The sequence below is a fragment of the Massilia luteola genome (genome assembly GCF_034420155.1).
Lineage (GTDB): Bacteria > Pseudomonadota > Gammaproteobacteria > Burkholderiales > Burkholderiaceae_D > Telluria > Telluria luteola.
In genome coordinates this window covers 1-20148 of record NZ_JAXOFN010000054.1, presented here as the reverse complement: position 1 = coordinate 20148, position 20148 = coordinate 1, and the positions used below count along the sequence as shown (strand labels likewise).

Genomic DNA, 20148 nt, shown 5'->3' with positions numbered 1-20148 from the left:
GTTATGCCTGATGACCATAGCAAGTCGGTACCACCCCTTCCCATCCCGAACAGGACCGTGAAACGACTTTGCGCCGATGATAGTGCTGCAACCAGTGTGAAAGTAGGTTATCGTCAGGCTAGTTATAAGCGAAACCCCGTCAGGTGATCCTGGCGGGGTTTTTCGTTTTGGGAAAACGAAGCCTACTCGGTGGGATTGGCGTCGGCAGTCCTGACTCCGAGCGGACTTTTTGCTTTTTCAGGCACAATGCTCCCTGCAAGCTTGCTAAATCAACCAGACAGGAAGCCCATGAACGAGCGGACCGCACGCGATGTCGTCCTGATGCGCGCCATCGAAACCGCCGACGCCAAGCGCGAGATCCTTTCCGAAGACGACCGCGTGTACGCCAGCCGCAGCGCGCGCGAACTGGCGCACTGGCAGGCCGCCGAAGGCAAGAGCGAGCCCAGGCTCGACCACTTCCTCGGCCAGCGCGCGGAACTGATCCTCAAACGGCTGGCCGAGCGCACGCCGGCGTTTGCCGCCTTTCGTCAGCGGCGCAGCCTGTTGCCCGTGCTGGCCGTGCTGCTGCCCATCGTCGGCTTCCTGGCCGGCGCAGGACTCGACCGCATCGGCAATCCGCATCGCGTCGACCTGCTGTCGGCGCCCCTGCTGTTGATCCTCGCCTGGAACCTGATCGTGTATCTCGGCCTGATCGTGTGGGCCCTCGTGCCGTCGAAGCGGACCGGCTGGGCGAGCCCGCGGCTGCTGCGCCGCCTGTCCGTCGGCAAGGCGGCGCTGCCGCGCAAGCTGCCGGCGCCGCTCGCCGCCGGCATCGCGCAATACTTCACGGACTGGGCGCTGCTGACGGCCAAGCTCACGCACCTGCGTCTCGGGCGCACGATACACCTGGCGGCGGCCGCGTTCGCGCTCGGTGCGATCGCGTCCCTATATGCGCGCGGCGTGCTGACGCAGTACGCGGCCGGATGGGAGAGCACCTTCCTCGCCGCGCCTCAGGTCCATGCGCTGCTGTCCTTTTTGTTCGCACCCGCGCTGGCCGTATTCCCGCTGCAGGGGTTTTCGCTGGCCGACGTCCAGGCGCTTCACTTCGTGCAGGAGCCGTCGCCCGCCGGCGGCGCGCGCTGGGTGCATCTGTACGCCGCGACGCTGTTCCTGCTCGTCGTGCTGCCGCGCCTCGTGCTGGCCATCGTGTCCGCCCTGCGCGCGCGCCGGATCGCGCACCGCTTCCCCCTCGACCTCGGCCAGCCCTACTACCGATTGCTGGCCGATCGCGTCGGCGCGTCCGGTCCGGCCGTGCTGCGCGTGATCCCGTACAGCTTCACGGTCGACGAAGCGCGTCATAAGGGTCTCGCGGCCGTCGCGGCGATGGTCCTCGGCGAGCAGGCGCAGTTGATGCTGCGGCCATCCTGCGCGTACGGCGAAGAGCCGAAGGAACTGCTGCGCGATGTGCGCCTGGACGATGCCGACGTCGCCGTCACGGCGGTGCTGTTCAATCTCGCGGCGACGCCGGAACGCGAGAACCACGGTGCCTTCCTCGACTACCTGGCGCGCAACACGCCGCGCGGCATCGCCGTGCTGCTGGACGAATCCGGCCTGGTGGAACGCGGCGCCGGGCAGGCGGGTTTCGACACGCGCGTGATGGAGCGCGTCGCGCTGTGGCACGAGTTCTGCCAGTACCATCACACACGCGCCACCGTCGTCGACCTCTTGCATCCGGAGCGCCATCCGCTCGACCTCGGGTCCGGTCTTGCCATGTCGGGTGCGGCATGAGCGAGCAACCCGTCGATATCCAGTTCGCGCTCGTCTCGCACACGAACAACGGCAAGACGACCCTGGCGCGCACGCTCATCGGCATGGACGTGGGCGAGGTGCGCGACGCCGCCCACGTGACCGTGTTCGCCGAAGCGCATACGCTGCAGACCAGCGGCGCGGGCGACCGCCTGCTGTTGTGGGACACGCCGGGCTTCGGCGATTCCGTCCGGCTGCTCAAGCGGTTGGCGTCCGCCGGCAATCCGATCGGCTGGTTCCTGCGCGAGGTGTTCGACCGCTACCGCGACCGTCCGTTCTGGCTCAGCCAGCAGGCGCTGCGCGCCGCGAAGGACGCGGCCGACGTCGTGCTGTACCTGGTGAATTCGTCCGAAGATCCGCGCGACGCGGGCTACCTGCCGGCCGAGATGCGCATCCTGGAGTGGCTGGGCAAGCCGGTCGTCGTGCTGCTCAACCAGTTGGGCCCACCGCGGCCCGACGAGCAGGAACAGGCGGAGCAGGCGCGCTGGAAGGCGCATCTCGACCAGTTTTCCATCGTGCGCGACGTGCTCGCGCTGGACGCGTTCGCGCGCTGCTGGGTGCACGAGGACGTGTTCTACGAGCGTGTCGGCCGGGTGCTCGACGACTCCAAGCGCGACGGCTACGCGCGGTTGCTCGCCGCCTGGCAAGCCAACAACGTGCAGCGCTTCCGCGCGTCCGTGGACCTCGGTGCGCAGATGCTGGCCGGCGCCGCGCGCGACAGCGAGGCGATCGCACAGGAAGGGAAGGCGGGCTTCCTGAAGTCCGCCCTGAAAGCGGTCGGCATCGGCAAGGATGAACAGAAGCGCCAGGACGCCGCGATGGCCGGCCTCGTCGAGCGGCTCGAGCGGCGGATCGGCGACACGACGGTCGGCCTGCTGCGCCTGCATCGGCTCGACCCGGGCGACGCGGGCCGCATCAACGCCCGCGTGCGCGAAAACTTCGCGGTGCGCGCGCCCATCGACAAGGCGCAGGCGGGGCTCCTGGGTGCCGTCGTCTCCGGCGCCGCGACGGGACTGTCGGCCGACCTGATGGCGGGCGGCCTCACGCTCGGCGGCGGGGCGCTGCTCGGCGCGATCGTCGGTGCGCTCACGATGGCCGGCGCCGCCTGGGGTTTCAATACGACGACGGACCGCGACCGCCCGACCGTGCAGTTTGCCGATCCGTTCCTGCGCACGCTCCTCGTCGGCAGCGTGTTGCGCTACCTGGCCGTCGCGCACTTCGGCCGCGGGCGCGGCAACTTCGTCGAAGGCGAGGCGCCGCCGTTCTGGCAGGCCGAAGTCGAACGCAGCGTCGCGCGGCACGAGGCCGAACTGGCGCCGTTGTGGAAGGACGTGCGCGCCGCGGCCGATGCCGCGGCGGCAGCGGCGGCCGTGCAGGCGCTGCTCGGCCGCGTGATCGTGGAGACGCTCGAACACCTGTATCCGGAAACGGCGGCGCGGGCGCTGGCACGCGCGGACATGTGACACCTGTTGCAAATTGGGACAGGCGCGGCCCGCAAACCCCGGCGTAACGGGCCGCGGCGCATGGCACGCCGATTGCTCATGTAGGGATAGACCGATAAACCTACAGGAGACATCATGAAGCACACCATCCGCATCGCCGCCGGCGCCCTGGCGCTCGGCGCCGCCGCACTCACCTCGCTCTGGGCCAGCGCGCACGGCAACGTGATCCCGCAAGCCGTCGACACGACGGGCCTGCCCACGCTGGGCGACAAGTGGCGCGACGAGAATCCGTACCGCACCAACAAGCTCGCACTCAAGATCGGCTCGTCGGCCTACAACCAGAATTGCGCGCGCTGCCACGGCCTGGAAGCGGAATCCGGCGGGATCGCGCCCGACCTGCGCCTGCTCGATCGCGACTGCACCGGCATCAAGAACGAGACCAAGAAACAGGCCTGCTACAAGGACACCGACAAGTACTTCCTGACCAGCATCCGCCACGGCAAGGTGCGCAACGGCGCCGTCTACATGCCGCCGTTCGAGGGCGTGTTCAACCAGGAAGCGATGTGGGCCATCAAGACCTACCTCGAATCGCGCCGCGCCGCGGATTGAGGCGGCCATGTCCACTCCGCTATCGCCATCGCGCCGCCGCGTGCTCGCGGCCGGCCTGTTGCTGGGTGCCGGCATCGCCGCACCCGGCGCCGCTCTCGCCGCGGAAGTACCGGTGCTGCGCGAACCGGGCATCCTCAAGGTGGCCGTCTACAACGACCTCGCACCGTTCTCCGACCACGGCCAGGGCATCGACGCCGACCTCGGCACCGCGCTGGCCGGCAAGCTCGGATTGAAGCCGGCGCTGCTGCCGTTCAATGCCGGCGACGACCTCGGCGACGATCTGCGCAACATGGTGTGGAAGGGGCACTACCTCGGCTACGGACCGGCCGACGTGATGCTGCACGTGCCCGTCGACCGCATGCTGATGAACGCCAATCCGCAGGTCGAGATCTTCGCGCCGTATTACGTGGAGACCGTGCGGCTGGTGCGCAGCGTGCGCGCCATTCCGCGGTTCGACGGCATCGACGCGCTGGCCGGCAAGCGGATCGGCGTCGAGAAAGTGTCGATCTCCGGCATGGTGATGCTGGGCGAGGGCGGCGGACGCTTTCGTGAACAGGTACACATCTACCCGACCGCGATCGAGGCGCTGGAGCAGCTGAAGGCAGGGGGACTCGATGCGGTGCTGGCCACGCGCGCGCAGATCGAGTCCGTCATGAAGGGCGATCCCGCGTTCCCGCTGCAGGACGTGCCGTTCGACCGTCTGCCGCGCGGCGGCTGGGCGATCGGCATGGCGGTCCGCAAGGACAATCTCGGCCTCGCGCGCCGGCTGCAGGCCGCGCTGAACGACTTGGCGGCCAATGGCGAGTTGCGGACGATCTTTGCGAAGTACGGCGTGCAGGCCGTCAAGCCGTGATGCGGAAGGCGGCTACTCTTCCGACCAGAGCTTGCCGCTAGTGGCCCAGTGCTCGCGCTTGATTTCGTGGATCAGGATGTCGACGGATTCGGGCGAGCACTCGAGCGTCTTGACGGCGGCTTCCGTGACGGCCCGGACGAAGGCGCGTTTTTGTTCCGGCGTGCGGCCGTCGAACAGTTGGACGTTAATGGTCGGCATAGGGTTCCTTTAATTACGGTAGCGGGGGCTGGCCACGTCCAGGCGGCGCAGCAGCGCAGCCCATTCCGGCACGCCTTCGGGTGAGCCATCGCCCGCGAGCTGCGCATGGGCGGTCACGCACATGGCCGAAGGCGGCTGGCGCAGCGGCACACCGGCCGCTTGCGCGCGCAACTGCACGTCGCAGGCGCGGTCCAGCGTTTCCATCAGCACGAACGCTTCCGGGATCGTGCGCCCCACGGTCAGGCTGCCGTGGTTCCGCAGCAGCATCGCAGGCCGCGCGCCCAGGTCGTGCACGAGGCGCGCCTGCTCGTCCGGCGTCATCGCGATGCCTTCGTAGTCGTGATACGCGAGCTCGCCGTAAAAGCGCAGCGCATACGGCGACAGCGGCAGCAGGCCGCTTTCCTGCATGCCGACGGCGATGCCGGCCAGGTTATGCAGGTGCATGACGCAGGCCGCGTCCGGCCGGGCCTCGTGCACGGCCGCGTGCAGGCGGAAGCCGGATTGGTTCACCGGGGCGGCGAGCGGTCCGACGACGTTGCCGTCGCTGTCCACCTTGACCAGGTTCGACGCCGTCACTTCATCGAAGCGCATGCCGAATGCGTTGATCAGGTAACGGCCCGGTTCGTCCGGCACGGCGGCGGAAATATGGGTGTAGATGCCGTCGTCCCAGCCGTACAGCGCGCATAAGCGGTAGCACGCGGCGAGGTCGATGCGGGTTTGCCATTCGGTGGGGGAGGGGTGGCCGCATGCGGCGCGGCCGGCTGTCGCGAGTCTGTCCATCACGCCAGCGTAGCAGGCATCGTGCACGTCGGTCATATGCCTGCCTGCATAAACGCTATGCGTATCGCGTATTCAAAACTAGAACTGATACTGGACGCTGGCGCCCAGCACCCAGTTGCGTCCGGGCGCGGGCTCATAATATCGCTTGTTGCTGTCGCCGACGATGACCGAGCCGACGTACGTGCGATCGAACACGTTGTTCACGCGCGCGTACTCGCGCACGCGCCACGCGCCCAGCGCCTGCCTGGCCTGCACGCGCGCGTTGACGATCGCATAGCCCGGCGCCGGAATCGCGGCGTTGGCATCGTCCGGATACACCTTGCCGCCGGCGACCGTCTCCAGCGCCGCCTGCAGGTGGCCGTCCGCATCCTTCCACGCCAGCTCGCCGAACACGCTCGTTCGCGGCACGCCCGGCAGGCGATTGCCCGCGGCGACGCCGGTGAATGCCTCGTCGTAGATCGCGCGCAGCAGCGTGGCCGCCACGCGCGCGGAAAAGCCCGCGCGCAGGTCGGCGTCGAGCGACAGCTCCAGGCCTTGGCGCAACGTGGCGCTCGCGTTGCGGTAGCTGGTGCGGCCGCCGCTGGAACCGTCGACGACCAGCTCGTCCTGCGTGCGCACCTGGAACAGCGCGGCGTTCACGCGCATGCCCGGGCCGACGAGGGCCTTGGCGCCGGTTTCGAGTTGCGTGCTCGTGGCCGCGCCCAGATGGTAATTGAAGCCGCCGCCCGTGCCCGAGTAGAACACTTCGTTGAGCGTCGGCGTCTCGAAGCCGCGCGCCGCGCTGGCGTACACGTTCAACGTGGGCGTGACCTTGTACAGGGCGCCCAGCAGCGGCGTCGTGTGGCGATAGTCGACGCTGCCGCCGTCGTTGCCGTTCGAGAGATAGTGGTCGGCGACGTCGAAGCTCACGCGGCTGTGGCGCAGGCCGCCCGTGAACACCCACGGCCCGCGCTCCCATTCCAGCTGCAGGTAAGGGTCGACGTTGCGCACGTCGTCGTCTTCGTCGCGGCGCAGCCGGCCCTTCACGCCGAACGTCGTCCCGACATAGTTCTCGTAACCCTTGCGCGCATCGTCCGATTTCCCCGCTTCCAGGCCCAGGGTCGTGCGCAGCAGGCCGTCGCCGAGCGGGCGCACCATCAGCCAGTTGGCGTCGACGCCGGAGAAGTCGCGATCGAAATCGACCACGCCGCCCGAATGGCTGGCCGGCGCCTGGAACGCTTTCGAGAACGACTGGTACTGGATCACGCTGCGGTTGCCGCCGTAGACCGTCACGTGCAGGCGGTCGGTGCCGAATTTTTTATCCCACGACAGGCCGATCTGCTGGTGGTGGATGCTCTTGCGCGTGTCGTAGCGGTCGGCCAGCGTGCGTTTGGGCGTCTGCGTGTCGGTCGTGTCGATCTCGCCCGCGCGCGGGTCGCGCTGGAACGTGGCCCACGTCACGCCGAGCGGATCCTGCGTGTCGTCCTGGCGCAGGCTGCTTGCGGTCACCGTCAGCTTGCCCGTGGCCGACGTGTCGAACGTCAGCTTGGCATAGGCCTGGTCGCGCGTGGCGGCGCTGTGGGCGCGGTAGCCGTCCGTCTCGAAGCGCGAGCCGTCCAGCAGCCAGCCGAAGGCGCCCTGTTTGCCGCCCGCGTTGACGTCCGTCTTGCGCATGCCGTCGCTGCCGCCCGCGACGTTCGTTTCGATAAACGGTGCGCCGTGCGGATCGCGCGTGAACAGTTGAATGACGCCGCCCGCATGGTTGCCGTACAGCGCGGAGAACGGGCCGCGCAAGACCTCGATGCGCTCGGCCATGTCGAGGTCGAACGTCGCGGCCTGGCCCTGGCCGTCCGGCATGGTGGCCGGCACGCCGTCCGCGATCAGGCGCACGCCGCGCACGCCGAACGCCGAACGGGCGCCGAAGCCGCGCGAGGAAATCTGCAGGTCCTGCGCATAGTTCTGGCGGTTCTGCACGACCAGGCCCGGCACGGCGGCCAGCGCCTCGGATGCGTTCACGCGCGGCTGGGCGGCGCCGATGCGGTCAGCGCCGACGACGTCGATGGCGGCCGGCAGGTCGAAGTTCGTGTGCTCGGCGCGCGTGGCGCTGACGACGACCACGCTCATGGGCGCATCGGGTGCATCGGGTACGTCGGGCGCGGCGGCGCAGGCCAGTGGGGCGGCGGCGAACAGCGCCGCCACGAAGTTCAAACGGTGTTCCATCTTGTCTCCATGTCGAATAGTCCGCCCTGTCGTCCGGGCGCCGACCATCAGCGCATGCAATATACCTGCCAGCCCGCAAACTTGCTGTTCGCATGGCATGGCGCTTGCAATCCCGGGAGTACCGCTCACTCCCGGAGGATCATCATGTCACGCATTCGTTCCCTCGTCGTCCTGCTGGCCTGCGCCAGCGCCTGCGGCGCCGCGCAGGCCGCGCCCTTCGCCTACGTCCCCAACGAAAAATCCGGCACCATCAGCGTCATCGACACGGCCAGCAACGCGGCCGTGCGCCAGATCGCGGCCGGCAAGCGCCCGCGCGGCATCGCCGCCGACCCGCACGGCACGCGGCTGTACGTGACGGACGCCGGCGCCAATGCGCTGCTCGTGCTGGACGCGGCCAGCGGCGCCCTGCTTGCCACGATCCCCGTCGGCAGCTCGCCCGAAGGCGTGAATGCATCGCGTGACGGGCGCTGGGTCGCCGTCGCGGTGGAGGACACCAACAGCGTGGCGCTCATCGACGCGGCCGCGCGCACGGTCGTCGCCGCCATCCCGGTCCAGGGCCGCAATCCCGAGCACGCCGTGTTCAGCCCGGACGGACGCTGGCTGCTCGTCTCGGCCGAGAACGCGGAGCAGGTCGACGTGATCGACGTGGCCGGGCGGCGCCAGGTCGGGGCGATCGCCGTGGGCCTGCGCCCGCGCGGCATCGGCTTCAGTCCGGACGGCGCGCGCGCCTATGTGGCGTGCGAGGTGGCCGGCGCGGTGTACGTGCTGGACCTGGAGACGCGGCGCAGCATCGCATCGATCCCGGCGGGGAAGAACCCGGCCGGCATCGCGGTCGGACCGGACGGCAGGACCGTGTTCGTGTCGAACGGCGCGGACGGCAGCGTGATGCGCATCGACGCCACCCGCAACGTGGTGGACGCCACGATCGCGGTCGGCAAACGGCCGTGGAACATGGCGCTCACGCCCGACGGCAGCCGGCTGTACGTGGCGAACGGGCGCTCGGACAGCGTGTCCGTGATCGATACGGCGGCCGGCAGCAAGACGGGCGACATCGCGGTGGGCCATCTGCCGTGGGGTGTGGTGATCCGCTGACCTGTTCAAGTTTGGGACACCTGTACCAGAAACGGCCGGCATCGGGCCGTCCGGCACGGCAAAAACAGGCGAAAGCGGGCTGGCACGGGGTTTGCGAAAGAAGGGATGTAGCGAACGAATACCCAGCGCCGGCAACGGCGAATTCCAACTCATAGTGAAAGAGGATGACATGAATCTCGCGGACATCAGCAAACTCGGCGTCGCCAATCCGTTCCGCCAACGCTACGACAACTACATCGGTGGCCGCTTCGTCGCGCCGGCCAAGGGCGAGTACTTCGCCAACGTCACGCCGATCAGCGGCCAGCCGTTCTGCGAAATCGCGCGCTCGACGGCGGAAGACGTCGAGCTGGCGCTGGACGCCGCCCACGCCGCCAAGGATGCATGGGCCAGGACGTCGCCGGCCGACCGCGCCAACATCCTGAACCGCATCGCCGACCGCATGGAGCAGAACCTGCGCCTGATCGCGACCGCCGAGACGATCGACAACGGCAAGCCGATCCGCGAAACGATGGCGGCCGACATTCCGCTCGCGATCGACCACTTCCGCTATTTCGCCAGCTGCATTCGCACGCAGGAAGGCGCCATCTCGACCATCGACGACGAGACCTACGCCTACCACTTCCACGAACCGCTGGGCGTCGTCGGTCAGATCATCCCGTGGAACTTCCCGATCCTGATGGCCGTGTGGAAGCTGGCCCCCGCGCTCGCCGCCGGCAACTGCGTCGTGCTGAAACCGGCCGAGCAGACCCCGGCCTCGATCATGGTGCTGGTCGAGCTGATCGCCGACCTGCTGCCGGCCGGCGTCCTGAACGTCGTCAACGGCTTCGGCCTGGAAGCGGGCAAGCCGCTCGCGTCGAGCAAGCGCATCGCCAAGATCGCCTTCACCGGCGAGACGGGTACCGGCCGCCTGATCATGCAGTACGCCGCGCAGAACCTGATCCCCGTGACGCTGGAATTGGGCGGCAAGTCGCCGAATATCTTCTTCGCCGACGTGATGGACGCGGACGACGACTTCTTCGACAAATGCCTGGAAGGCTTCGCGATGTTCGCGCTGAACCAGGGCGAGGTGTGCACGTGTCCGTCGCGCGTGCTGATCCAGGAATCGATCTACGAGAAGTTCATCGAGCGCGCGCTGGCGCGCGTGGCGCAGATCAAGGCCGGCAACCCGCTCGACGAGGGCACGATGATCGGCGCCCAGGCGTCGAAGGAACAACTGGAAAAGATCCTGTCCTACCTCGACATCGGCCGCCAGGAAGGCGCGCAGGTGCTGGCGGGCGGCGGGCAGGCCACGCACGACGGCGACCTGGCCGGCGGCTACTACGTGCGTCCGACCGTGTTCAAGGGCGACAACAGCATGCGCATCTTCCAGGAAGAGATCTTCGGCCCGGTCGTGTCGGTGACGACGTTCAAGGACGAGGCGGACGCGCTGCGCATCGCAAACGACACGCTGTACGGCCTGGGCGCCGGCCTGTGGACGCGCGACGGCAGCCGCGCCTTCCGCGTCGGCCGCGCGATCCAGGCGGGCCGCGTGTGGACCAACTGCTATCACCTGTACCCGGCCCACGCCGCGTTCGGCGGCTACAAGCAGTCGGGCATCGGCCGCGAGAATCACAAGATGATGCTCGACCACTACCAGCAGACCAAGAACCTGCTGGTGAGCTACAGCCCGAAAGCGCTGGGCTTCTTCTGATTTACCGTCCAAGCGCCATGACATCCAATATCGAACGCGTGACCGCGACTCCCGCCGCGCTGGCCTTCATCGGCGAGCTGCGGCACCACCACGGGCCACTGATGTTCTTCCAGTCCGGCGGCTGCTGCGACGGCAGTACGCCGATGTGCTACGCGGCCGGGGCGTTCGACCTCTCCGACACCGACGTCTATCTGGGCAACCTGGATGGGGCGCCGTTCTACATCGGGCTGGAGCAGTTCGGCTACTGGGAACACACCCAGTTGATCATCGACGTCGTGGAAGGCAACGGCGGCATGTTCTCGCTCGATAACGGCACGGGACGGCGCTTCCTCACGCGCTCGCGGCTGTTCACGGACGCGGAGTGCGGCCAGCTGCGCACCCAGGCGCCTGGACCTTGAGCGCAACGCGTGGGCACGGGGTGCCCATCCTACAACGACAATAAGGAGACAGAAATGAGAAAGAGTATGACCATCCTGCTCGCAGGACTCGCCCCGCTGGCGTTCCTCGCCCAGGCGGCCGACATCACCAACGCGATGCTCGAGAATGCATCGAAGGACACGAAGAACGTGCTGTCCTTCGGCATGGGCTCTCAGGGCCAGCGGTTTTCGACGCTCACCCAGATCAACACGAAGACCGTCGGCCAGCTCGTGCCCGCGTGGTCGTTCTCGTTCGGCGGCGAGAAGCAGCGCGGCCAGGAATCGCAGCCCGTCATCGCCAACGGCAAGATGTTCGTCACCGCGTCGTACTCGCGCATCTTCGCGATCGACCTCAAGACGGGCAACAAGCTGTGGAAGTACGAGCACCGCCTGCCGGAATCGATCATGCCGTGCTGCGACGTCGTCAACCGCGGCGCCGCGCTGTACGGCAATCTCGTCATCTTCGGCACGCTGGATGCGCAACTGGTCGCCCTCGACCAGCACACCGGCAAGATCGCGTGGAAGGAAAAGGTCGACGACTACGCGGCCGGCTATTCGATGACGGCCGCGCCGCTGATCGCCAAGGGCGTCCTGATCACGGGCGTGTCGGGCGGCGAATTCGGCATCGTCGGCCGCGTGGAAGGCCGCAATCCGCTGACGGGCGACCTGCTGTGGACGCGCCCGACCGTCGAAGGCCACATGGGGTACCGCTACGACAAGGACGGCAAGGCCATCGAGAACGGCATCACCGGCACCGTCAACAAGAGCTGGCCGGGCGAACTGTGGAAGACGGGCGGCGCGTCGACCTGGATGGGCGGCACGTACGATCCGGCCACGAGCCTCGCCTACTTCGGCACCGGCAACCCGGCGCCGTGGAACAGCCACCTGCGTCCGGGCGACAACCTGTATTCGTCGTCGACCATCGCGCTCGATCCGGAAACGGGCCAGATCAAGTGGGCCTACCAGAACACGCCGAACGATTCCTGGGACTTCGACGGCGCCAACGAATTCGTCACGTTCGACATGAACGGCAAGCGCTACGGCGGCAAGGCCGACCGCAACGGCTTCTTCTACGTGATCGACGCGAAGACCGGCCATCTGCAGAACGCCTTCCCGTTCGTGCGCAAGATCACCTGGGCGAGCGGCATCGACCTGAAAACGGGCCGCCCGAACTTCATCGCCGCCAACCGCCCCGGCGATCCGACGGCAGGCGACGGCAAGAAGGGCTCGTCCGTCTTTTCCGCACCGGCCTTCCTGGGCGCGAAGAATCAGATGCCGATGGCGTACAGCCCGCAGACCGGCCTGTTCTACGTGCCGGCCAACGAGTGGGGCATGGAGATCTGGAATGAACCGATCACGTACAAGAAGGGCGGCGCCTACCTTGGCGCGGGCTTCACGATCAAGCCACTGAACGAGGACTACATCGGCGCGCTGCGCGCCATCGATCCGAAGACCGGCAAGATCGTCTGGGAAGACAAGAACACGGCACCGCTGTGGGGCGGCGTGATGACGACGGCCGGTGGCCTCGTCTTCTATGGCACGCCGGAAGGTTACCTGAAGGCCGTCGACGCCAGGTCCGGCAAGGAGCTGTGGCAGTTCCAGACGGGTTCCGGCGTCGTCGCGCCGCCGGTGACGTGGGAAGACGGCGGCACGCAATACGTGGCCGTGGTCTCGGGCTGGGGCGGCGCCGTGCCGCTGTGGGGTGGCGAGGTCGCGAAGAAGGTCAACTTCCTCGAACAGGGCGGCTCGGTCTGGGTGTTCAAGCTCGCCACGAAGATTTGATGGTTTGACGATGTAATGGGTGTGGTCAGGGAGGGTTATGCATCGGCCGCGGCGGCGTCCGGCGTCAAGACCCTGTTTTGCGGCGGCTTCGGCCGCCGTTTTTTTATTTATATCGTTTATCTTGTTTTGTTTCGAACGGTCAAAACTGGAACACCTGATCCGATTCGTCACAGCAAAAATGCCGCCGCTCCCCGCTTTCCCCGTGCACACGACCGGGCACGCAACTTGCCATCGCTGTAGGTACATCGAATCGATGTGCTCACCACAACAAACAAGAAAGCGAGGAGACAAATGAAGAAGGTTCAGCTACTCACCGTCCTGGCGTCGATGGCCGCATGTGCGCAGCAGGCGTGCGCGGTCGACCTGAAGGCCGGCGACTGGACGGTCAACGTCGGCGGCATCGTCAACGCCTATTACACGGACGTCTCGTGCAGCGGCGCCGTCGTCGGCGGCCTGACGCTGGCCGGGAAGGCGCTCGGCTGCGGCGGCGAAGACCACCGCACCACCATCGGCAACGGCCTGCTGCCCAGCGGCCTCGTGACGTCGGTGGCGTCGACGCAGGGCGGTTACGACGTCACGGCCAAGATCGGCATCTACGCCGCCACGGCCACCGACAGCGCGATCGCGCAAAACAGCACGGTCGACGTGCGCCAGGCGTTCTTCACGTTCGGCCGCGCCGATTTCGGCACCGTCAAGCTGGGCCGCGACTACGGCATCTTCGGCGCCAACGCGATCCTGGGCGACATGACGCTCGTCGGTGCCGGCGCACCGGTGCAGGCCACGCAGCGCGGGCGCGTCACCCTGGGCCATATCGGCGCGGGCTACAGCTACCTGGGGACGTACGGTCAGATCGTCTACAGCGCACCGAAGAACGCATCCGGCATCGGGTTCGACGTCGGCGTGATGAGCCCCGTGTCCGACACGCCCGTGATTGCGGGTCCGCGCTACTCGACCCGATCGAGCCCGCAGGTACAGGCGCGCCTGAGCTTCGCGCAGGACGGTTTCAAAGCCTGGCTCGGCGCCAAGTCGCAGCGGTTCGAATCGCAGGCGGCGGGCGTCGACGACCTGACGATGCACGGCTTCGAAGCCGGCGCATCGTGCCAGTTCGGCGCGGCCGGCCTGCTGGTCAATGCGCAGACGGGGCGCGCGCTGGGCATCCTGTCCGACGCCGACCAGGGCGACGTCCGTTCGAAGAACGTCCTCGTGCAAGGGACGTTCAAGACGAGCGACGCGCTCAAGCTGGGGCTGTCGTGGGGCCGCAGCGCCAATGACGACGATGCCGCCGGCACGGGCGGCCTGAAGTCGAATGCCAACCTGACCGCGGGCGCCTACTATGCGCTGAACAGCGCGATCACGCTGGTGGCCGAGATCGGACAGACCCGTTCGAAAGGCTTTGGCGGCGCCACCGCGCGCATGAACGGCGGTTCGGTCGGCGGCATCATCTTCTTCTGACGACGGCCATGCGCCCGCTCCGCCTCGTCATCTGCTGGATACTGGTCCACATGTCCGCGTCCGCGTCCGCCGGCACGCTGACGCAGGCGGCGCTCGCGCGGCGTTTTCCGGCGCCGCTGACGGTCGGCGCAAAAGCGGCCGATGTCGCGGCCTGGCCGCTGTTCAAGCAGAACGGCACCGCGACGGAACTGGTCGGCTACGCGTTCGAATCGGCCGACCTGGCGCCCGTGCCGGGCTTCGCCGGGGTGCCGCCGAACCTGCTCGTCGTGATCGACCCGAAGGGGACCTTCCTCGACGTCGCCGTATTGTCGCAGCACGAACCCGTGTTCGTGGAAGGCCTGGGCGAGGCGCCGCTGCGCGCGTTCCTGCGCCAATACCGCGGCCGGTCGCTGGCGCAGGGGATCACGGTCGGTGGGCCGGGGCAGCTGGACGGCGTGTCGAAGGCGACGGCGTCGGTCCGCATCATCAACCAGAGCGTGCTGTCCGCCGCGCTGAAGGTGGCGCGCGCCAGACTCGGCTTCGCCCAGGGCCGCGACCCGGGCCGCATCGGCCGCATTCGCCGCGACCGGTTCGAGCCGATGTCGCTGGCGGCGCTGCTGGATGCGGGCCTCGTGCGCCACGTGCGCGTAGCGAATGCCGACGTCGAGCGCCTGTTCGCGGGCAGCGCCGGCGCCGGGCTGGACGCGCAGGCGCTGGCGGCGCCGGATGGTGTCTTCGTCGACGTCTGGATCGCCTGGGCCTCGGTGCCGACGGTCGGCCGCAACCTGCTGGCGCCGCGCACATGGCGCCGGCTGCAGGACCGCCTGGAGCCTGGCGACCATGCGCTGCTCGTGATGACGGCCGGCGGTCACACGGTCACGGGCGACGACTTCGTGCGCGGCAGCGTCCCGCACGGCATCGTGTTGCGCCAGGACCGGTTGCCGGTCGAGATGCGCGACCTCGACATCGAGCCGCGGCTGGCCGACGGCGTCGACCTGCCTGCCGGCGAGCTGCTGCTGTTGCGCGTGATCGGCCAGGCCGGTCTCGATCCCGCGCGCGCGCTCGACCTCGCGCTGCCGGTCACGCGCAGCAAGGGCGTCGTCTACCCCGAGCGCATCACGCGCGAGATCGCGTTCGGCTATCGCCTGCCGGCCGCGTACTACACGGCGCCGGACGAGGGCGCGCCGGCGTGGCTGGCCAGTTGGAAGGCGCGGCGCGGCCAGTTGATCGTGCTGGGCGTGGCGCTGGCGCTGCTCGGCGCCGCGCTGTGGCAGCAGCGCCGGCTCGTGGCACACGCGCGCCGCTTCGCCTGGCTGCGCCGCGCGTGGCTGCTGTTCACCATCGGTTTCATCGGCTACGCGGCGCAGGCCCAGCTTTCGATCGTCAACATCACCGGCATCGCGCAGGCGCTGCGCGCGGGACGCGGCCTGGATTACCTGCTGTTCGATCCGATGACGGTGGCATTGTGGGCATTCGTGCTCGTCTCGCTGGTGGTGTGGGGACGCGGCACGTTCTGCGGCTGGCTGTGCCCCTTCGGCGCGCTGCAGGAATTCGCCGGACTCGCCGGACGAGCATTCGGATTGCCGCAGCTGGCCGTGCGGCGCGTGCTCGACGCGCGCCTGAAGCGCGTGAAGTATGGCGTGCTGGCGGCGATCCTGCTGGCGGCCGTGTGGGCGCCGGCGTGGGCCGACCGGCTGGTCGAACTGGAGCCGTTCAAGACGGCGATCACCTTGAACTTCGCGCGGGCCTGGCCGTTCGTCGCGTATGCCGCCGGTTGGCTGCTGCTCGCGATGGTCGTGAACAAGGCGTTCTGCCGCTATCTCTGTCCCCTCGGGGCCGCGCTCGCGCTGCTGGGCCGCGTGCGCCTGCTCGACTGGATCCCGCGCCGCGCCGAATGCGGCACGCCGTGCCAGACCTGCCGCCACCGCTGCGGCTACAACGCGATCGCGCCCGGCGGCGCGGTCGACTACGAGGAGTGTTTTCAATGTATGGAATGTGTCGTTATCCACGCAAGCGACGCGCAATGCGCGCCGCGGATACTGGAACGCAAGCGGGGCCGCTCGATTCCGGTCGTGCCGGCATCGGGCATCGTCGACAGGAGACCATGATGCACAGGAGGACCTTCATCGCCGCCACGCTGGGCAGCATGGCCGGCGCCACGACGGTGGACGCGGCCGAAGCCGACCAACTGCCGCTGCACAGCGGCGCCGCGCTCGCATTCGGCACGACGATCAGCATCGCCGTGCGCCATGCGGACCCGGAAACCGCGCAGCAGGGCATCGCCGCCGCGCTGGGCGAGGCGCGCCGCGTCGATGCCCTGATGAGCCTCCACCAGCCGCCCAGCCAGGTGTTCCGGCTGAACCGCGACAAGGTATTGCACGGGCCGGACCGGCATCTGCTGACGGTGCTGGAGCATGCGCGCACGCTGTCGCGCCTGACGCAGGGCGCGTTCGACGTCACCGTGCAGCCGTTGTGGCGCGCATTCGACGCGGCGCGCGGCGTGCCGCCCGAGTCCGAGCGCAGGCGCGCGCGGCGTCTCGTCGGCTGGACGCAGGTGCAGGCGGGGCTTGATCGCGTCGTGCTGGCGCGTCCGGGGATGGCGATCACGTTGAACGGCCTGGCGCAGGGGTATGCGACGGACCTGGCGCTGGCGGCGTTGCGCCGGCACGGCATCCGCCATGCGCTCGTCGACACGGGCGAATACGGTGCACTGGGACGGGCGGACGGGCGGCCCTGGCGCCTGGGCATCCGCGACCCGCGCCACGAGGATGCGCTGGCCGCGAGCGTCGTGCTGGACGGCCGCTGCATCGCCACGTCGGGCGATTACGCGTCCGCGTTCACGTCCGACCTGCGCCATCACCACATCTTCGATCCCGCCAGCGGCGATTCGCCGACGGAACTCGCGAGCGTCACCGTGCTGGCGCCGACAGGGCTCGAAGCGGACGGGCTGTCGACCGCCTTCATGGTGATGGGCGCACGCCGTTCGCACGCGCTGGCGGCGCACCTGCAGGGCGTGGACCTGCTCACGATCGGCAAGGACGGCGCGCGCTGGAAGTCGTCCGGCTTTCCGGCGGCGTGAAGGCGGCGGTTATTTCAGATGCGGCAGCTTGCGATAAATGGTGTTGCGCGAGACACCCAGCGCGCGCGCCGTGGCCGAGACGTTGCCGTCGTTCGCCTCGAGCGACCTGACGATCGCGGCCAGTTCCATCTCTTCGAGGTTGCCGCCGGCCGCGATGGCCGGCTGTGCGGCGGGCGTGGCGGGTGCGTCCGCGATATCGTCGAGGAAGTCGTCGGGCATGTGGCGCAGCCCGATTTCGTCGTCGTCGCCGGCCATGATCGCGGCCGTGCGCAGGAGGTTCGTCAACTGGCGGAAGTTGCCGGGCCATTTGTGGCGCCGGAACAGCCGCAGCACCTCGTCGGAGATCGAGTGGCGGCTGTTGCCGGCGGCATCCGTTTCGGAGGCGAGGATTTTCCTGACCACCGTTTCGAGGTCGGTGCGCTCGCGCAGCGGCGGCAGTTTGACCACGAGGCCGTTCAGCCGGTAGTAGAGGTCTTCGCGGAACAGGCCTTCGGCGATGCGCCGGCGCAGGTTGTGGTTCGTCGCGCAAATCAGTTCCACGTTCACGGGGATCGACTTGCCGCTGCCGAGCGGCGTGACCATCCGCTCCTGCAGCACGCGCAGCAGGCGCGCCTGCAGGGGGTAGGGCATGTCGCCGATCTCGTCGAGGAACAGCGTGCCGCCGTTCGCCTGCAGGATCCGGCCGACCGCGCCCTTCTTGCGCGCGCCGGTGAATGCACCGTCCTCATAGCCGAACAGTTCCGATTCGATCAGCGTCTCCGGGATCGACGCGCAATTGACGGCCACGAACGGCCCTTGCGCGCGCGGCGAATCGTTGTGGATGGCCTGGGCCAGCAGTTCCTTGCCGGTGCCCGTCTCGCCCATGATCAGGATCGGCACGTCGCGTCCGAGCACGCGGTTGACCTTGTCGATGACCTGTTCGAGCTGCGGATCGCCGGTGTTCAGGTAGCGCAGGCCGGACAGGCGCCGCGTCGCGGCCTTTGCCGCCGGCTGGGAGAGGGCGGCGGCCTGCGGCGCATCGTCGAATGCGCCGGTGAGCACGTGCACGCCGTTCGTCAGGCGCAGTTCCGCGCGGCCGCACACGCGCACGCCGTTGTGCATGCACAGGTCGAGCAGGCCGGGCGCCGCCGTGCGGTAGTGATCATAAAGCGCCGAGACGGGAAGGCCGAACAGGGAGCTGAACGTATGGGCCTGCAGCGCGGGATACGAGAGGCCGAGCTGGAACAGGCCGTTGCGGTTGGCGGCGAGGAAGCGGCCGCCCGGGCTGAATGACGCGATCCCTTCCATCAAGGTGCCGATGAATTCCGGCCGCGTGTGGAAGTGCAGCGTGATCGCGTTTTCGAACGTCGCCGCGAACATCTGGTTCTCGATCATCAGGGCCGACATGCGCACGAGGGCCATCGTGTGCTTGTGGAAGCTGCGGCGGTCGCCGCTGACATCCAGCACGCCGACCACGTTGCCGCGATGGTCCGTGATCGGCGCAGCGGAGCAGGTCAGGAAGTGATTCGCCGAGAGGAAGTGCTGGTCGGCGTGGACCGTCGTCGGCACCCGTTCGGCGATGGCGGTGCCGATCGCGTTGGTGCCCTTGCTCTCTTCGGACCAGGCGACTCCCGGCGTGAGCGCGACGCGGTTGGCCTTTTCCAGGAAGTCGGCATCGCCCAGCGAATGCACGATCACGCCCTGGGCGTCCGTCAGCAGGACCATATTGTGTGTGTTGGCGATCTGCTGGTACAGCGTTTCCATGGCGGGCACCGCATGGCTGTACAGGAGGCGATTCTGTTCGACCAGGTGCGATAGGTCGGCGCCGGACACGGGACTGAAGTCGGGCCGCGAATCGGGGCACAGGCCGAATTGTTCCGAACGCTGGTGCGAGATGGCGATCATGGAGGCCATGTCGTCGCCGGGTACGCCAGGGACGAGCAGGCCTGCTGCGTGCTGGTAAGTCATTCCATGTCTCCTGTTTGGCCCTGGACGGCGGCTCTGTGCTGGGAATCGACTGTTCACTAATGTAGCACCTGTACCAGAACGGAACAATCGGATGCGTACCTATGTTCCGTCTGCGAGGTGCTTTGTTTTATGCAATACGTAGTAAGCAAGCCCGATGCCAGCTTTTTGTGCACGCAAAACAAGTCTTGCGCAGGAGCCCGCGGTTTTGCTATAGTTCGCGTCCTGCTTCTGCAGCGCACAAAAAGTTTAACTGAATCAACTGGTTAAGCTTGTCAGATCGATTACGTCGAGTGTGCTGCGGAAAAAGAGGGGTTGACGAGTTAAACGATGTGCTGCATACTCTCGCTCCTCTGCTGCTGACGAACAAAACGATTCGCAGATGCGGCAAGGCAGTACCGAATACAGTTCTTTAACAATCAACAGTCGATAAGTGTGGGCGTTTGATGAGGTGCCAGCAGTCACTAGTGAATAACTAAGGGGCTGCTGAATGCTTAAAATTATCAAATGTTCACGCAAAAGAAATACGTTGCTCAGCAATGAGTAACGGTCAGTATTTTGAGTGAGCGATCTGTCGAGAAATCGACAAAAACAGAGATTAAACTGAAGAGTTTGATCCTGGCTCAGATTGAACGCTGGCGGCATGCTTTACACATGCAAGTCGAACGGCAGCGCGGGGCAACCTGGCGGCGAGTGGCGAACGGGTGAGTAATATATCGGAACGTACCCAAGAGTGGGGGATAACGTAGCGAAAGTTACGCTAATACCGCATACGATCTAAGGATGAAAGTGGGGGACCTTCGGGCCTCATGCTCCTGGAGCGGCCGATATCTGATTAGCTAGTTGGT

The 20148-nt window shown here is 67.4% G+C and carries 16 protein-coding genes and 2 rRNA genes; 14 read left to right on the top strand and 4 right to left on the bottom strand.

All coding sequences use genetic code 11. The features are described 5' to 3' along the window. The first annotated feature begins 6 nt into the window (after window positions 1–6). From rrf to U9J41_RS28525, 5 genes are all read left to right on the top strand, one after another. Window positions 7–119 (top strand): 5S ribosomal RNA (rrf, locus tag U9J41_RS28545). A gap of 169 nt (window positions 120–288) precedes the next feature. Then, entirely contained in the window at window positions 289–1767 is a 1479-nt protein-coding gene (locus tag U9J41_RS28540; RefSeq protein WP_322405560.1) for a DUF2868 domain-containing protein, read from the top strand. After that, on the top strand, window positions 1764–3248 hold the full coding sequence (locus tag U9J41_RS28535; protein WP_322405559.1) for a GTPase domain-containing protein: 1485 nt from the start codon (window positions 1764–1766) through the stop codon (window positions 3246–3248). Before U9J41_RS28540 ends, U9J41_RS28535 begins: the two co-directional genes overlap by 4 nt. Window positions 3249–3362: 114 nt before the next feature. After that, window positions 3363–3836, top strand: coding sequence for a cytochrome c-550 PedF (gene pedF / locus U9J41_RS28530; protein WP_322405558.1), 474 nt, complete (start codon window positions 3363–3365; stop codon window positions 3834–3836). Between the two features lie 7 nt (window positions 3837–3843). After that, window positions 3844–4689 carry a substrate-binding periplasmic protein gene (locus U9J41_RS28525; protein WP_322405556.1) on the top strand — a complete coding sequence of 282 codons (846 nt, stop codon included), beginning with the start codon at window positions 3844–3846 and terminating at the stop codon, window positions 4687–4689. 12 nt (window positions 4690–4701) lie between these two features. Here U9J41_RS28525 and U9J41_RS28520 read toward each other — a convergent pair whose 3' ends face one another. The 3 genes from U9J41_RS28520 to U9J41_RS28510 form a co-directional block, all read right to left on the bottom strand. Beyond that, on the bottom strand, window positions 4702–4887 hold the full coding sequence (locus tag U9J41_RS28520) for a 4-oxalocrotonate tautomerase (protein ID WP_322405555.1): 186 nt from the start codon (window positions 4885–4887) through the stop codon (window positions 4702–4704). Window positions 4888–4896: 9 nt separating this feature from the next. Then, entirely contained in the window at window positions 4897–5667 is a 771-nt protein-coding gene (locus U9J41_RS28515) for a class II aldolase/adducin family protein (protein ID WP_322405563.1), read from the bottom strand. A gap of 78 nt (window positions 5668–5745) precedes the next feature. After that, entirely contained in the window at window positions 5746–7866 is a 2121-nt protein-coding gene (locus U9J41_RS28510; RefSeq protein ID WP_322405554.1) for a TonB-dependent receptor family protein, read from the bottom strand. 144 nt (window positions 7867–8010) lie between these two features. Here U9J41_RS28510 and U9J41_RS28505 point away from each other — a divergent pair, with 144 nt between their 5' ends. The 8 genes from U9J41_RS28505 to U9J41_RS28470 all read left to right on the top strand — a co-directional run bounded on the left by U9J41_RS28505 (window position 8011) and on the right by U9J41_RS28470 (window position 17356). Further along, entirely contained in the window at window positions 8011–8958 is a 948-nt protein-coding gene (locus U9J41_RS28505) for a beta-propeller fold lactonase family protein (protein WP_322405553.1), read from the top strand. A 169-nt stretch (window positions 8959–9127) separates the two neighbouring features. Next, window positions 9128–10648, top strand: a complete 1521-nt coding sequence (gene adh, locus U9J41_RS28500) for an aldehyde dehydrogenase (protein WP_322405552.1) — start codon at window positions 9128–9130, stop codon at window positions 10646–10648. Window positions 10649–10665: 17 nt separating this feature from the next. Continuing rightward, complete coding sequence (locus U9J41_RS28495; protein WP_322405550.1) at window positions 10666–11046, top strand: DUF779 domain-containing protein; 381 nt, start codon at window positions 10666–10668, stop codon at window positions 11044–11046. Window positions 11047–11100: 54 nt separating this feature from the next. After that, entirely contained in the window at window positions 11101–12846 is a 1746-nt protein-coding gene (locus tag U9J41_RS28490) for a PQQ-dependent methanol/ethanol family dehydrogenase (RefSeq protein WP_425261277.1), read from the top strand. A gap of 15 nt (window positions 12847–12861) precedes the next feature. Continuing rightward, entirely contained in the window at window positions 12862–13086 is a 225-nt protein-coding gene (locus U9J41_RS28485; protein WP_322405549.1) for a hypothetical protein, read from the top strand. A 51-nt stretch (window positions 13087–13137) separates the two neighbouring features. Next, the gene (locus U9J41_RS28480) at window positions 13138–14298 is read left to right on the top strand and encodes a porin (protein ID WP_322405548.1); all 1161 of its coding nucleotides are present in this window, start codon (window positions 13138–13140) and stop codon (window positions 14296–14298) included. An 8-nt stretch (window positions 14299–14306) separates the two neighbouring features. Next, on the top strand, window positions 14307–16385 hold the full coding sequence (locus U9J41_RS28475; protein ID WP_322405546.1) for a 4Fe-4S binding protein: 2079 nt from the start codon (window positions 14307–14309) through the stop codon (window positions 16383–16385). Next, window positions 16382–17356, top strand: coding sequence for an FAD:protein FMN transferase (locus tag U9J41_RS28470; RefSeq protein ID WP_322405545.1), 975 nt, complete (start codon window positions 16382–16384; stop codon window positions 17354–17356). Before U9J41_RS28475 ends, U9J41_RS28470 begins: the two co-directional genes overlap by 4 nt. Before the next feature lie 9 nt (window positions 17357–17365). On the opposite strand, the gene U9J41_RS28465 is transcribed toward U9J41_RS28470, so the two are convergent. Next, a complete protein-coding gene (locus U9J41_RS28465) occupies window positions 17366–19240 on the bottom strand; it encodes a sigma-54-dependent Fis family transcriptional regulator (protein ID WP_425261281.1) in 1875 nt (624 codons plus the stop codon). 660 nt (window positions 19241–19900) lie between these two features. Between U9J41_RS28465 and U9J41_RS28460 the strand changes: the two genes are divergently transcribed. Next, a 16S ribosomal RNA gene (locus tag U9J41_RS28460) occupies window positions 19901–20148 on the top strand; the annotation flags it as partial.

What these genes read in the sequence shown, in the direction of transcription:
- U9J41_RS28540 (WP_322405560.1), top strand. Translation starts at nt 289, where the DNA reads ATGAACGAGCGGACCGCACGCGATGTCGTCCTGATGCGCGCCATCGAA.
- U9J41_RS28535 (WP_322405559.1), top strand. Translation starts at nt 1,764, where the DNA reads ATGAGCGAGCAACCCGTCGATATCCAGTTCGCGCTCGTCTCGCACACG.
- pedF (WP_322405558.1), top strand. Translation starts at nt 3,363, where the DNA reads ATGAAGCACACCATCCGCATCGCCGCCGGCGCCCTGGCGCTCGGCGCC.
- U9J41_RS28525 (WP_322405556.1), top strand. Translation starts at nt 3,844, where the DNA reads ATGTCCACTCCGCTATCGCCATCGCGCCGCCGCGTGCTCGCGGCCGGC.
- U9J41_RS28520 (WP_322405555.1), bottom strand. Translation starts at nt 4,887, where the DNA reads ATGCCGACCATTAACGTCCAACTGTTCGACGGCCGCACGCCGGAACAA.
- U9J41_RS28515 (WP_322405563.1), bottom strand. Translation starts at nt 5,667, where the DNA reads ATGGACAGACTCGCGACAGCCGGCCGCGCCGCATGCGGCCACCCCTCC.
- U9J41_RS28510 (WP_322405554.1), bottom strand. Translation starts at nt 7,866, where the DNA reads ATGGAACACCGTTTGAACTTCGTGGCGGCGCTGTTCGCCGCCGCCCCA.
- U9J41_RS28505 (WP_322405553.1), top strand. Translation starts at nt 8,011, where the DNA reads ATGTCACGCATTCGTTCCCTCGTCGTCCTGCTGGCCTGCGCCAGCGCC.
- adh (WP_322405552.1), top strand. Translation starts at nt 9,128, where the DNA reads ATGAATCTCGCGGACATCAGCAAACTCGGCGTCGCCAATCCGTTCCGC.
- U9J41_RS28495 (WP_322405550.1), top strand. Translation starts at nt 10,666, where the DNA reads ATGACATCCAATATCGAACGCGTGACCGCGACTCCCGCCGCGCTGGCC.
- U9J41_RS28490 (WP_425261277.1), top strand. Translation starts at nt 11,101, where the DNA reads ATGAGAAAGAGTATGACCATCCTGCTCGCAGGACTCGCCCCGCTGGCG.
- U9J41_RS28485 (WP_322405549.1), top strand. Translation starts at nt 12,862, where the DNA reads ATGGGTGTGGTCAGGGAGGGTTATGCATCGGCCGCGGCGGCGTCCGGC.
- U9J41_RS28480 (WP_322405548.1), top strand. Translation starts at nt 13,138, where the DNA reads ATGAAGAAGGTTCAGCTACTCACCGTCCTGGCGTCGATGGCCGCATGT.
- U9J41_RS28475 (WP_322405546.1), top strand. Translation starts at nt 14,307, where the DNA reads ATGCGCCCGCTCCGCCTCGTCATCTGCTGGATACTGGTCCACATGTCC.
- U9J41_RS28470 (WP_322405545.1), top strand. Translation starts at nt 16,382, where the DNA reads ATGATGCACAGGAGGACCTTCATCGCCGCCACGCTGGGCAGCATGGCC.
- U9J41_RS28465 (WP_425261281.1), bottom strand. Translation starts at nt 19,240, where the DNA reads ATGATCGCCATCTCGCACCAGCGTTCGGAACAATTCGGCCTGTGCCCC.